The organism is Candidatus Propionivibrio aalborgensis, from assembly GCF_900089945.1.
Classification (GTDB): Bacteria; Pseudomonadota; Gammaproteobacteria; order Burkholderiales; family Rhodocyclaceae; genus Propionivibrio; species Propionivibrio aalborgensis.
In genome coordinates this window covers 1-13454 of the sequence record NZ_FLQY01000037.1, presented here as the reverse complement: position 1 = coordinate 13454, position 13454 = coordinate 1, and the positions used below count along the sequence as shown (strand labels likewise).

The 13454-nt window shown below is 55.7% G+C and carries 13 protein-coding genes and 1 pseudogene; 5 read left to right on the top strand and 9 right to left on the bottom strand.

The features are described from left to right. Positions 1-294: 294 nt before the first annotated feature. Together PROAA_RS02745 and PROAA_RS02740 are read right to left on the bottom strand one after the other, a co-directional pair. Complete coding sequence (locus PROAA_RS02745) at positions 295-1704, bottom strand: hypothetical protein (protein WP_186409860.1); 1410 nt, start codon at positions 1702-1704, stop codon at positions 295-297. A gap of 14 nt (positions 1705-1718) precedes the next feature. After that, positions 1719-2018, bottom strand: a complete 300-nt coding sequence (locus PROAA_RS02740; RefSeq protein WP_186409859.1) for a hypothetical protein — start codon at positions 2016-2018, stop codon at positions 1719-1721. Between the two features lie 332 nt (positions 2019-2350). On the opposite strand from PROAA_RS02740, the gene PROAA_RS02735 reads away from it, so the two are divergent. The 3 genes from PROAA_RS02735 to PROAA_RS02725 all read left to right on the top strand — a co-directional run bounded on the left by PROAA_RS02735 (position 2351) and on the right by PROAA_RS02725 (position 5441). Further along, positions 2351-3523, top strand: coding sequence for an adenine-specific methyltransferase EcoRI family protein (locus PROAA_RS02735; RefSeq protein WP_186409858.1), 1173 nt, complete (start codon positions 2351-2353; stop codon positions 3521-3523). An 11-nt stretch (positions 3524-3534) separates the two neighbouring features. Beyond that, positions 3535-4701 (top strand): DUF262 domain-containing protein, encoded by a 1167-nt coding sequence (locus tag PROAA_RS02730; protein ID WP_186409857.1) that lies wholly within the window; start codon positions 3535-3537, stop codon positions 4699-4701. A gap of 83 nt (positions 4702-4784) precedes the next feature. After that, a complete protein-coding gene (locus PROAA_RS02725; protein WP_186409856.1) occupies positions 4785-5441 on the top strand; it encodes a hypothetical protein in 657 nt (218 codons plus the stop codon). A gap of 856 nt (positions 5442-6297) precedes the next feature. Here the strand turns inward: PROAA_RS02725 and PROAA_RS02720 are convergent. From PROAA_RS02720 to PROAA_RS02690, 7 genes are all read right to left on the bottom strand, one after another. Then, positions 6298-7113 carry a hypothetical protein gene (locus PROAA_RS02720; RefSeq protein WP_222102064.1) on the bottom strand — a complete coding sequence of 272 codons (816 nt, stop codon included), beginning with the start codon at positions 7111-7113 and terminating at the stop codon, positions 6298-6300. After that, positions 7113-7925: a TubC N-terminal docking domain-related protein gene (locus tag PROAA_RS02715; RefSeq protein ID WP_186409855.1), complete on the bottom strand. Its 813-nt coding sequence runs from the start codon at positions 7923-7925 to the stop codon at positions 7113-7115. Before PROAA_RS02715 ends, PROAA_RS02720 begins: the two co-directional genes overlap by 1 nt. Positions 7926-7927: 2 nt before the next feature. Further along, entirely contained in the window at positions 7928-9859 is a 1932-nt protein-coding gene (locus PROAA_RS02710; RefSeq protein WP_186409854.1) for a hypothetical protein, read from the bottom strand. Next, positions 9852-10280: a DNA primase gene (locus PROAA_RS02705; protein WP_186409853.1), complete on the bottom strand. Its 429-nt coding sequence runs from the start codon at positions 10278-10280 to the stop codon at positions 9852-9854. Before PROAA_RS02705 ends, PROAA_RS02710 begins: the two co-directional genes overlap by 8 nt. Beyond that, entirely contained in the window at positions 10277-10528 is a 252-nt protein-coding gene (locus PROAA_RS02700) for a hypothetical protein (protein ID WP_186409852.1), read from the bottom strand. The genes PROAA_RS02705 and PROAA_RS02700 overlap by 4 nt, the downstream gene beginning before the upstream one ends. Positions 10529-10531: 3 nt before the next feature. Beyond that, on the bottom strand, positions 10532-10759 hold the full coding sequence (locus PROAA_RS19250; RefSeq protein ID WP_186409851.1) for a helix-turn-helix transcriptional regulator: 228 nt from the start codon (positions 10757-10759) through the stop codon (positions 10532-10534). Positions 10760-10893: 134 nt separating this feature from the next. After that, positions 10894-12135, bottom strand: a complete 1242-nt coding sequence (locus PROAA_RS02690) for a tyrosine-type recombinase/integrase (RefSeq protein WP_186409850.1) — start codon at positions 12133-12135, stop codon at positions 10894-10896. 408 nt (positions 12136-12543) lie between these two features. On the opposite strand from PROAA_RS02690, the pseudogene PROAA_RS02685 reads away from it, so the two are divergent. Then, positions 12544-13259: pseudogene (locus PROAA_RS02685) on the top strand (homocitrate synthase); the annotation flags it as partial. Continuing rightward, positions 13239-13454, top strand: a 216-nt coding sequence (locus PROAA_RS19355; RefSeq protein WP_425393994.1) for a homocitrate synthase/isopropylmalate synthase family protein, incomplete at its 3' end; no start/stop codon positions are given. The pseudogene PROAA_RS02685 and the gene PROAA_RS19355, both read left to right, overlap by 21 nt.

Sequence of the window (13454 nt, the reverse complement as noted above, 5' to 3'; positions counted from 1 at the left end):
TGGAAAGCGTGTGTGGGATAACATCCCACCGCGGGTTCGAATCCCGCCCTCTCCGCCAAGTAGCTAGCCAACAAGCGCCTTTCGAGGCGTTTTTATTTTGTACCCGCCAATTCACCCACCATATCTGTATGCGCTTGACTGATTAGCCGTGATACGAAACCTGCCAATCATAGCCAGTCTTTTACGTACGAATGAATTAGAGAATACTGACTGAGCGTTACGCAGTAACGAAACCTGAAACCCTGACATCTCTTGTCACTGGCGGTTTTGATTGCAAGGCCCGTGACGGAGCAGTCAAGTGGCTCGCCGCGTCCCCACGGCGCCCAAGTAGGGCAGGCCCTTGTCGCTAATGTCATCCCGCATTTCATCTGAGAGATACAGCGCAGTGACGCGCTCGATTACGGAATCCTCCAACGATCTGCGAAAGGCTTCGGCCGCAGCGTACGTGGCGAAATCCTCGCCAACGACTTTCCTGGAATCCAGACTCAAGACCTGCCATATCGGCTTATCTGCCAACTTCCGCACGCGGAAATGCCGGCTCAAGGTGGAGAACTGCGCTGCGTCCAATCGTGCGCCCCATGACTTGGCGAGCTTTTCCACTGCCGCAGGCACGATGCGGTCATAGAACGCCTTCAGTCCCTCGGCATTGGCCCACGGGAAACGCTCGGCATGCAGCGTTCCTGGCAACCAGGCAATGCCCGCATAGCCCTGATTCGCGGCCAGCAGCAACATCATGCGCAGCGCGGCGTCCAGCCAATTGTTCAGGTACGGGTTATCGGGCGGCGGGTCCATGTCATCGTCCAATTCGATGAGGTCGCGATCTTCGGCGTCCTCCAGGTGCCGCTCTCTCGCTTCCTGAATTGCTTTGCGCAGTGCCTGATTCCAGTCGCTCTGGATTTCCTCCAGAACAAGCATGCGCGCGCCTTGGGGAGTAACGCGCTCGGTAGTGCGCACATGCGCAACGATATTGGAAAGCTCAAAATGCTCGCCCCAATAATCAGCGGACAGATTCGGCGCGGTGATCAGCCATTCGGTGTAGTACTCGCCGCCGGGGAGTGCGAAGCGCGTCCACCGGTTGAGGCTGCGGGATTGCCCGATGAATCCTTGGGCTCCAAGGCGCCGGGCCATGCGCGCGACCACTGCCCGCCCATACGCCATCGCATCATGAGCGCTGGCAAAGCGCTGGACTGTTGAGTGCGCTCCAATCTTCTTTCGACCACGCGGTACGGAGAACGACCAGTATCTATTCCGGCCAAATAGTCCCGGATCGCATTCGACATGCAACCAAATACAAAGCCCGAAGGTGCGGTCCCGATAATGCAACAAACGCGTTTCACGCTGACCACGCCGAATGACAAAGGGCGGTAATTTGGTGGGGCGCTGCTGCTTCTCGTAGCGAACTTGCGGCGCATATTCATCAGTGATACGGCGTTGAAGAACAAGCTCACAAGGCGGTTTGTCGGTCAGAAAATGGAGCAGTTCATCAAGATGCACGGGCGCTGCGGGGCTGTCTTCCAGCTTTGAAATGATCGTCGACCACTCGATCTCGACAGCACTAACCCCTTTCTTCTGCAAATTACGAATGGTGCCGATCCACTGCTGCGGGTTGCTTTTGGTTTGAACACAAGCAGAAAGCTGCCGATGAAGCGGTGACCATAGCTTGAGTGGCGAAAGCTCGTAGTGCACCTGAGTTTGATTTTTCATGGTGTTTCTCGCTGCTACCCCTCGTCCTGAGCCGATCCGTCATAATGGATAATACCAGTCAGCTTCCCGACGAGTATCACACGGCTGCTGCGCAGCATCATTACCTCCTTGTGGTCACTCCATGGCGCATAGATGTACCAGCAGGGTTCGGTTTGGGTTTGATAAATCCGGCAGTTGTCTGGTTGTGTGTCGTGGCAAATCAGCCGGCCCCCTTTGGCACCGTTCACCAGTGCGTGGGAAGCAATACGCAGGGCATCGCTGCGTGATATGGGCTGGAACATGCGCCCCAGCATTTGTTTTAGCCAATCCTTCACCGTATCGCCAAATCATTAATTGTGGAATCATCGCAGGTCGCAGGCGCATGCGATGAGCCACGATGGAATTTGGTTCGGGGTCGCCTGTTGGTGAAGCAAGTCACATTTACACGCAATACTGGCGCGAATTTGCGTAAGATAATAACATCGGTTGTTTTGAACAGGATTGGCCTTACAACCCTCAAATCATCCGCCCGAGCGGCGTTTCAGTCCACTAAGGTTTATTCGACGATATGACTCCGCGCCCTCATCCAACTCGCCTGCGTCGGCGGATAAAAGTTGTCCGTTAGCCCGAAATGACGTCAAGGAAAGCAAAAGAAGCAAATTGCGCCATGAAAAGCAAAACGACGAATCGAAATCTGGACGCCGCAAGGACGGCCAAGAAGGACGAGTTCTACACCCAGTACCAGGACATCGAGAAAGAGGTCGAGGCCTACCTTGAGTTCGATCCCAACACGTTCCGCGGCAAGGTCGTCTATTGCAACTGCGATGACCCCTTCGAGAGCCAATTCTTCAAGTACTTCGCTACCAACTTCAACAAGCTCAAGCTCAAAAAGCTTGTCTCCACAAGCTACGACGGCTCCCCAATAGCCGGCCAGGGCACATTGTTCCCGGAATACCAAGAGGGTAATGGAAAGCGACAAACACCCAAGGCGCTTGCAGTAATCCTCGATCACGTAAAAGACGAGGACGGAGACGGCGCAGCGAACGTGACAGACGTCGAGATTTTCCTCAAGCGCAACAGGGCCGCCCGTATAGCTTTGAAAGGCGATGACAAGTACCCAGGGGGCGATTTCCGCAGTCCCGAGTGCGTCACGCTCCTAAAAGAGGCCGACATCGTCGTGACCAACCCACCTTTCTCCCGCTTTCGCGAATACATAGCCCAACTCGTCGAGCACGGGAAGACATTCCTGATCATCGGCAACGTACAGGCGATAACCTACAAGGAGATCTTCCCGCTCATCAAGGCCGACAAGTTATGGATGGGCGTTACCATTCATAGTGGTGACCGCGAGTTCCGCGTACCAGACCACTATCCGCTGAACGCGGCGGGTTGGCGCGTTGACGAAAATGGTGTCAAGTACATCCGCGTTAAGGGCGTCCGCTGGTACACAAACCTGGACCATGGTCGCCGCCACCAGCGGCTGAAGAGCATGTCCATGGCCGACAATTTGCGCTTCAGTAAGCACAAGGAGATCAAGGGTAAGCCGGCGTACAACCAGTACGCCAACTACGACGCTATCGAAGTGCCGTTCACCGACGCGATACCGAGCGACTACGACGGCGCCATGGGCGTCCCGATCACCTTCCTCGACAAGTACAACCCCGACCAATTCGAGATTCTCGGATCGAACCTCACAATTGGGACACCAATTTCAGAAATAGCCCAGAAAGGGTCATACGCACAAGGCGGTCCCAGCTTTTACATCGACAACGGAAATGGCACATACGATCGCCTATATACGAGAATCGTCATCCGCCAACGCCGTACTCGGCGCGCTTGAGGGGCGAAAAAGTGAAGACCACGCTGAAAACCGACATCACCGTCGCCGACATCTGCGATGGGTTTGTGTACAATCAATTGGAGGGCAAGGGGCTGTTCGGTCTGGCCGGAAAGCTCACGATTCAGCCGGAGTACCAGCGGAACTACATCTATGCGGATGGCGACGGCAAGAAGGAGATGGCGGTCATTCACTCGCTGCTAAAGGGGTATCCACTCGGGTTGATCTACTTCAACAAAGTCGGCGATGAAAAATTCGAAGTTTTGGACGGGCAGCAACGAATCACCAGTATAGGACGGTTCGTTACGAACAAGTTCGCGATTATAGATAACGGCAATCCGAAGAACTTCGACAGCCTTCCAGCCGACCAACAAGCCAAGATTCGAGACTCGAAATTGCTGATCTACGAGTGTGAGGGGACCGAGTCTGAGATCAAGCAGTGGTTCGAAACGATCAACATCGCAGGTGTGCCTCTCAATGATCAAGAACTCCTGAACGCCATCTACTCCGGGCCGTTTGTGACCCTTGCGAAGGCCGAGTTCAGCAACAGCCAGAACGCGAACATCCAAAAATGGAGCGCGTATATTAAGGGCACCGCAAACCGGCAGCACTTCCTGGAGCGGTCGCTAGACTGGGTGAGCAAGGGCGACATAGGCGGCTATCTGAGCCAGCATCGCAACGATAACAACATCAATCAACTGAAGACTTACTTCAACGGCGTGATCGACTGGGTTTCAACTATGTTTGTCGACGTTCTTACAGAAATGAAGGGATTGGATTGGGGCAGACTTTACGAGCTGTACCACGGCAAGTCATACGATCCAAAGAAGATGTCGGGCGACGTGAAAAAATTTTTCGCCGATGACTACGTGACAAGCCGCAAGGGAATTTTCGAGTTTCTACTAGGTGGCTCGGTCGATACGAAGTTGTTGGACGTTCGGATGTTCGACACAAAGGTAAAGCGGGTCGCATACGATAAGCAAACGCAAGCAGCCAAGAATAATGACGAGTCCAACTGCCCCCTCTGCGCGATTGGTCATGCCTCGAACAAGAGCAGGATATTTAAATTCGAAGAGATGGACGCCGACCACGTTTCGGCATGGAGCAAGGGCGGCGGAAGCTCGGCCAAGAACTGCCAAATGCTCTGCTCTACTCACAATCGCGCTAAAGGTAATCGATAGTATGGGCGTGCCACAGCCTAGCGTGTGGGGAATGGAATGAAAGCCGGACCCAGCGAATTGTCATTCGTTAGGGCTTTCCCATAATGGCACCGGAACTATCGCAAAACCTGATCCAGAACCTTATTGAAATTGGTGCGTCAGGGCGGTTTGAAGACGACGAAAAGATGTCGTTGCTATTTCCGGCAGCCCGCTCAGGATCATTCATGCGTCTCGCACCACACTTTTGGTATGCGGTCGCTGCTTCGCTAGACGACACTCAACTCATAGCATGTATCAAAGCACTAACCGTTCTTGAACGCTTACCCAATTTCAGTGCTGGCAGCGTGTCGCCTGTTATCTGGCTATTTCGCAAGCTATCGGAACGGTCTCATGATGACCTTACTACCGTTATTGATTGGGTTCTCACAAACACTGACAACCCATACTTGCCTTTCGGCTTGCATAATCTCGGCGCGCAATCGCTAGAAGAACTACACGCGCTATCAGCGCGTGATACTGAACATTCCGAGGCACGTCATACCACCGAGGAAAACCGCCAACGCGAGGCCAAGGAACGCAAGGCGGCTGATGCAACACATAAACTGTTTGGTGCACTCCGTCGTCACGACGAGAAGGCAGTCGTCGCCATGCTTACCCAAGGTGCTGATATCCACGCATCGAACGAGCATGGACAAACGGCTTTTGAATATGCTCAGACTTTGGGGCTCCAGCATCTATTGACGCCAAGCCAAAACGAATAACGGAGCCGCTAGCCTGAAAGAGTCGAGATTCTGAATCCGCAGTCTTCAGCCGCCGTCCCGTTCCTACAGCGCGGTATTCCGCCATTTTGCGAAACAGATTTAGCCTTCGCCTTTGAGCGCATCATGCACGCTGCCCAGCCTCTGCCTCATCAGCCCCAGCCGTTGCGCCGTGTCCTCCCATGACGCCGATGCAAACGTGTGGTACTGACTCAGCAACGTGGTATAGGTGCGCCAGTGCATCCCTTTGGGCTTGCCGCCTAAAGGGTTAGCTATACCAGCGGGCCATCCAAGACGTCGACGTATGTTGTCGGCCCGCCCCATCGCTCTGCCGCCGTCTGTTTCTCGCTGACACTGATAGGCCAACTTGTGACAGTGCCGACAGGCGAAGACTGAACTGCCGAAGAGGATCGCCACACGACGCCCGCATCCCTTCGTAGGACAAAGGAACCACGCCCGACGACCGCCCAGATTGCAGGCTGTCCATTCCAGATAAACGGGATATTCCACTTGCTGCCAGTCGCCGCCATTGCTTCGGCTCCGATAGTCCAGGGTTACGCGGTCAGCTGCTGCTCGCACCTGAATGGTAGCCACCTCTGTCCCTCTGCGTGACCAACTCCTACTGGAGGCACGTCCTGGCGTCAACATTCCATCCCGTTGCAGACGCCGCACATCAAGCGCCAGCATGTCATCTGTAGTGCTCTTGCCGCTACGCCTGCCGCTGCCGTATCCACCCATTATTTTTTTACTCTCAAGAATTTACCGAAATCATTTGGCAAGTTAGACATATCGTTTTCGCTAATTCTTGCCGAAAGCCTTGCCCTGCCTAGTGTTTCGCCGGTTTTGATGGTGCCTGGTTTCATGCGCCGCGAAGCTGTTTAAGCTTCAAAAGCATGGCCAGTGATCGCTCAAATTTTCGATCCAGATGCGTTTCGTATCGGTTCAGCTTCTCCAATCGGTGCGCTTGAAGCCCTTCGCCCAAGGTTTGCGCTTTGATTGCCGGGGTAAATCGCGCTTCGCGATCCATCTGAAGGCAGATAGGCTCCAGCATCTCGCGGATAAATTTGGCCAGCCCTTCAGCGGTTGCTGGGTATTCCTCCTCCTCGATTTGCTCATCCCAACAATCACTGGAACCGGGCAACAACGCACGTCGTGCTTTGCCGTAGGCGTTCCGCCCACCATGGCGAAGAATTGCCGCCGCTTTCCTGGTTGCAGCCAAATTAAGCGCCGCGTTCTGCTGGCGTTCGGCGACATCATTAGGGGCCAAATCCAGCAGGTCGCGCACGTCCGTGCTCTCGCTGGCCATGCTCTTTTGAAACGGTGCCGCCGATGCCATCACCGTCTTCGAGCTATTTGCTGCGCTTTTCAATCCCTGATTGATCTGCGCGCCTTCGGCCAGCAATACCCGCCGCTTGCGCCAGATGATCGTCGCCAGTTCTTCGATCAGGAGCCGTTCAGTGATTACGCCCGGTCGGTGCTCGTCGATCAGCGCCGCCAGCAGGTCGTCGAACTCGGCATGATCTTCATGCCCCAATACCGCCAGCCGGGAAAGAATGCCGTGCTTCAAGGCGTTGAGCCGGACAGGTTCATAGTTGCCGACCGTTGCCACAGGTGTCGATTCATCGCGTGTGATGACCGTCGTGTCGGTCATGGTTTCCGCTTCAATGGTGCGCATCATTCGTTTCCTTTCTGGATTAGTCCCGGCCAGCGTTCCCGGCCATGTCGTCGATCTGGGTCATCCGCGCCCGGTGCATAGCCATCGCAGCGCCGGGGTAGGTCGCGGATCGGTTCATAGTTCCGGCTCGCCACAATCTCGCCGTGCTTTGCCGCTTGGCAGCGCCGAGCGATCAGATTCGCGCATTGGTCGCATGTGCGCCGAACATCATCAAAAGCGGCATCGGCCCGATTTTTTTGCAAGTTGTCCGCCGCCGCTCGCCCCGTGAAGTAGTCCCGCGCATCTGCATCCCGCTGGCACTGGCCGATCACTTCGGCAATGGACGCCGGGTCGGTTTTCTCAATCAGTGCCAGCCATGCCCGAATCGCCGTCTCCTCACCGGCGGTCAGGGGTGCCGATGGTTGCCGGATGGTCGGGGTAAAGGGTTCCGCCGCTACCGCGTCCGGGTGCCGTTCCAGAATCTCTGCATGGGTCGCTTCGGGACAGCAGGCGATCTCCATCGGATCGCGGTCGTGGTAGTGAATCAGCCACCAGCGGGAAGCGGTCGCCGTATCGCCAGCGCAGACTTTTACTCGGGAGTGAAGATTGGCGACAGGTGATACAGATTCCTTGCCAGCGTTCAAACAATAGGAATCATTGTTCACCAAGTTCACCACATTCACGCCTTGAGCAAACTCCCGAAGCAGATCGCCCTTTGACCGGCGCAGTTCGATGAGCAGATCGGGTGTCAATGCGCCCTGTGGGGCGTCAATGAGCAGTTCTCCCGGTTCACCAGTGCGGATAAGGATACCCAGGCGATTCAACTCGGCCATGTTCATAGCACAACTACCTCTCGACCGCCCTTCCGATCCTGCATCAGCGAACTTGGTGAACTTGGTGAACTTGCTACTCTATTGTTTGAACTTGTCGCCAAATCCCTATCACTCGCCTTACTAACCTCACAGTGCACGCCATCCCGCTTCGGTTTACTATCCACGCTAGCCTGAATGCCCATCAGCCGCAGCGCTGGCGCTACGCGACGAAGGGAATCGGCCAACCCTTTTGGACTCTTCGGCCAGTAGTCTGATCGCTCGATTGGTGGCGCATAGTCCTTGAGTTGCTCAAGCAGTTTCTTGACGGTGCCATTGAATCGGTGACCGGCTTCAGCGAAGGCCAGACACGCTGTCGCCACGGGGTTGCTGTCGATGGTGCGAGCGATGGCATCGCGCCGGTGATTGAGATAAGAATCGACGAACGTGCCCGCCTGTTTTCCGCGCGCCTGGTGCATGGCCTCGCCTAATAAAGCGAAGTCGGCCATGCGCGGTCGTCTTGCCTGGTCGATAGCGACATGCGGCAACTTCGCTAGTGTCTCACTGAACAAATCAAGAATCCCGCCGAAGATGTTGCTGGCTTCAGACTGCAACGCGGCTTCGTGTTCTGCTTCGGTCAAGCGGTTATCCGTAATCGTCGGCAGGCAAAGGGCAATGGCACGGTCTAGCAGGTCGGAGCGGGTAATTACCGCGCCGATGCCGTTCAGCACAACGGGATTGTGTGCTTCGATGATGGCTTCCTCGGCATTGGTATAGAGTTGCCTGCTAGCCGCCCCGCCGCCGGTGGAGATGGTGCAAAGGGCGTCAGACAGATCGGCTGATATGCCCGACAGGTTTTCCAGAGACACCATGTGGTTACTGCCCGCCGCGACATAGATGTCATCAACGGATTTAGGGCGACCGCGCAGCATGACCTTGTTGGGATCGATGAATGCTCGCAAGGTCGATTGCGTCGTCGACTTGGCGCTGCCCTGTTCTCCGATCAATTCGAGCACCGGATAGGGCGTATCCGGGCGGTAGCATTCCAGCATCCAAGCAGAAACGAGGTGCCTTTCCTCAGCCGGGATATTGCACAGTAGCCACAGAGCATCCATGTTCCCGCCTGGTATCGGCAAGGGCAGTTGTCGCATGGCCTTGCTACGGATAAAACGCGGTTCGGGCTGCTCCATGATCCGCCAACCAGCCGGCGTAATCAGGATGGCACGCCATTGCTCGTCGCATAGATCAATCCAGTAACCGGTTTTGGTGCGAGCCACACGCCGCGCCGGTGCCGCCTCTTCGCCATCGAACTTGGCCTTCCCGGCCAGTGCGTTTAGTGCAGCCTTGAGCGCTTCGCTGGCCGGTGCCGCATCAAGCTCGCAGTGCGCCAGCCAGGAAAGCCAGTCCCGGTAACCAGAAGAATCAATAGCCCAATGTTCCCGATGCGATATGACGTCGACTTCACGGATCAAGCTGGCATACGCTTTACCATCGGTATCGTGCCAGAGTTCGCAACGCTCAATCGCAAGGTCGACGATCTGTGTGGCAGTGCTTGCCTCGGTTGCGCCGACCCCGCTGGTGCTGCCAGTCACGGCGTCGTCAAGAAAGCTGATACGAACCCGCCCGTTCGCCCGCTTCATGTCGGTGCGAGCGCATTCATACTCGAATGGATCGCTTTTCTTGATGAACCGAAATGCTTCAATTGCCGTAGGATTCAGGTGCGCCTTGGGATCGTCTTTCACTCGCTCAAGTACGTTGGCGACGACACGTCGAGCCTCATCGATGTCGATGCCTTTTGCACCGTCAGAATCGTCCGCTGGCGCGTTCTCGACCTCGGCTTGATGCGTTGCCCATGCCGGTGCGCTCGCGTTCGCCACGGCCTTGTGCGATGTTCCTGAAGCCAAATTTTCGGCCAGCGCATCGAGTCGCGACAGGCTTACATCAATCAGATTAAGCATAGCGCACCCCCGCTGCCGTTAATGCTGATTGAATTCGTGCAACAGCTTGAATTAGCCGCTCGCGATCAACAGCAGAGAACGGCTCACCGGCCAGAAGCGAAGCACCAGCAGAAGCAACGACCAGTGCCTCGAATCCAATCGCACGTAATACATCAGCCGCAGGGAAGGGGCGGCGTTCTGGCTTGCCCTGTTGGATTTCACGAGGCGGAAAAAGGTCAGAAATGTCCAGGCCAACAGCCGCAAGAACATCATGCACTGAGCATCCGGCAAAACAATGGAGCAGTACCCGACCATCGTCGGTTTCGCGGATTGACAGACTCGGGCCACGATCATCGTGAGCAGGGCATTGAGCTTGCCATGAGTCAGGCCGGGTTTGCTTCACTCTGTCGAGATGTGAAAGAATGTTGTGGACGTTGCTCATCCTTTCACCCCCCCGACGATCAGCAGCGCGAGAACGATCAGCAACGCCAGTTGTGCAAACAGATAAGCGTCTATCCGTCCTCGCTGATTGCCGCGCTTCCATCCCCTTTTTTGCTGGCGGTTCCTGCTAGGTTTCGCCAGATCAAACCAGCCTTGAAGGGGATTTGTTGCGGTAGAATGATGCTCAGTGAATGCAGTATTTGAAGCCAGACGGGTCGCCACCTGACTGGCTTTTTCTTTGGACTTCATGGCCTATTTCGCCTGAAGAATCTTGCGAAGATCCCCAACTCGCCAAGCTGTTATACGTTCCGAGAGTTTCCGCGGAGTAGGCAACGTGCCACGCTTCACCATTCTCCACACCGTAGCGGATGAAATGGCGAAGAGTCCTTCGACGACGGGCTGCCTCACAAAAGCTGAATCAGGTTGAGAATCGAAATTTTCAAGCGCTAGAGGAAGCGCTTTCTTAGTGCGTAGATACATGTTGTGTCACCCTGTGAAGTTGTATGAGCGACACGAATTATTTACTACTTGCCAGCATTTCGAACAATGGAATTATTTTTTTGAACCAGTCTGCTGGGCAAAACTATTGAAACTCCCTTGTTGCGTTGAGTTGATCAGGCTGCGGCATTGCCCCGTATTGGCGTCACCTTGCCCGCTGCAGCGGGAACTGCGCAGAACTTCGCCCAGTCAGCCATCAGTCGACGGCGCTTGTCGAACAGCGAACCGCGAGCATAGGCGGCTTCGGCCTTATCCTTGAGCTGGTGCGCTAGGGCATGCTCAATAACTTCACGGGGGTATGCGGTTGTCTCACCGGCCCAGTCTCGGAACGATGAACGGAACCCATGAGCAGTTACACCGGTTCGCCCCATGCGTCTGATAACTTCGGTCATGGTCATGTCTGAAAGCACCGCGTTCTTGGCGTTGGGGAAAACCAGATCAGTGTCGGCCATGCGCGGTAGAGAGTTGAGTAGGCCAAGGACTTCAGCGGACAGCGGGATACGGTGTTCCTTTTCCGCCTTCATGCGTTCCTTGGGAATTGTCCAGACGGCGGCTACCAGATCAATCTCGGACCATTTTGCCCCGCGAACCTCACCGGAACGTGCAGCGGTCAGAATGGCAAGCTCAAGCGCGATGGCACCAGCGCCGGCCTGTTGCCGCAGATCAGCCAGGAAAGCACCAACCTCGCGATAATCAAGGGCAGCATGATGAACCACTTTCTGAACGTCGGCACGCGCGGGAAGCAGATGTTCGATATGACCGCGCCAGCGTGCGGGATTGTCGCCCTTGCGGAACCCGCGAACCGTCGCCCAGTCCAGAATCGATTCTATGCGCCCCCGTACCCGGCTCGCCGTCTCTGTCTTGGTTGTCCAGATTGGTTCCAGCACGCGCATGACGTGCGCTGTCTCAATGTCTGCAACGGTGATCTTGCCGATAATCGGGTAAGCATAGGTCGCCAGGGTGTTGTTCCATTGGTCGGCGTGCTTGGCGTTCTTCCATCCGGCTTCATGTGCAGCGATGTATTTTTCAGCGGCTTCACTGAAATTCATTGCAGCAGCTACTGCGGCAGCGAGATTGCTCCGCTTGGTCAGGCGCTCGGCAAGCGGGTCAATCCCGTTGTCGATCTTTTCGCGAGCGAGGCGTGCCTTTTCCTTGGCACCGGCCAGTGTTACGTCAGGGTATCCACCAAGGCCCATTTCACGGCGTTTGCCGCCGACCATTACCCGCAGAACCCAAGAGCGAGCGCCGCTAGGCGTAACCTGTAACGACAGCCCGGATACACCGCCGACAGCATGCAGGCCGGGCTTGTTGAGTCTGCCCACTTCCAGCGCCCCAAGTTCCTTTGCTTTGCGTGCCATTTTTGTACCCTCCATCATACCCATCAATGTAAATGAGAATAGATGATACGGTAAGATATGGCAAGAAATAATTAATTTGGCTGCAAGCCTTGCCCTGTCTTGCGTTGTAGTAGTGGCGTGAAGTCATGTGAGACGTTATGAAAGTTCGAATTCAAAGGACGCCCTCTCCGCCACATACTGAGAACCCCTGTATCCACAGCCAATAATTGGCTTGCGTATATGGGGGTTTCTTCGTTTACCCCAGCGAAGTCTTCTCAGGAACCGGGATAGGCTGCGGCAACTGTGCTGCTGATTGTCGCATTGGCGACATTGAACGCACATAACGGCCTTATAAATATTCAAATCCTTATATTTCAGCAGCTTACATATTGGCACCATCCTTGCTGCGTCAACGTTGAGGAGAGTGCCATGGCCAACCCGCCCTTTGTCACCATCAACGACACCACGCTGCGCGATGGCGAGCAGTCCGCCGGGGTCGCGTTTTCGCTGACTGAAAAACTGGAAATCGCCCGCCAGCTCGCGACTATCGGGGTACCGGAGCTTGAAGTCGGGATCCCGGCCATGGGCGAAGAGGAGCGCGACTCGGTGCGCGCTGTCGCCGCGCTGAAACTGGCACCAAACTTGATGGTGTGGAGCCGCCTGCATCTCGACGATATCAGAGCTTGCGCACATCTGGGCGCACACCTGATCGACATTGCGATACCCGCCTCCGATCAGCATCTCTCATACAAATTCAGGCGGAATCGTTTCTGGCTGCTGCAAGAACTGCCCAGGTTCATCGGCACGGCACGCGATCTCGGTCTGGAAGTAGGCCTCGGATGCGAGGACGCGTCCCGTGCTGATATCAACTTCCTCTGTGAACTGGCTGAAGCCGCCGAACGTGCCGGCGCCCGCCGCCTGCGTTTTGCGGACACGCTCGGGGTGCTTGAACCTTTCTCCACCTTCGAGCGCATCAGCACCTTGCGCCGCAACACCGGACTCGAAATCGAAATGCATGCGCATGACGACATGGGATTAGCCACCGCAAACACGCTGGAGCAACCCATGTCAACACAACTGTCAACGGCCTCGGCGAACGCGCCGGAAACGCGCCGCTGGAAGAAGTGGTGCTCGGTCTCAAGAAGCTCTACGGCATCGAAACGGGTGTCGATCTCAAAAGTTTCCCGGCGCTCTCCAGCGTAGTCGCCACAGCCTCCGGCCGTGCCGTGCCGTGGCAGAAATGCGTGGTTGGTGCCGGCGCCTTCACGCATGAGGCAGGCATACACGTCGATGGTCTGCTCAAACATGCGGACAACTACCAGGGTTTTGACCCGCAGGAA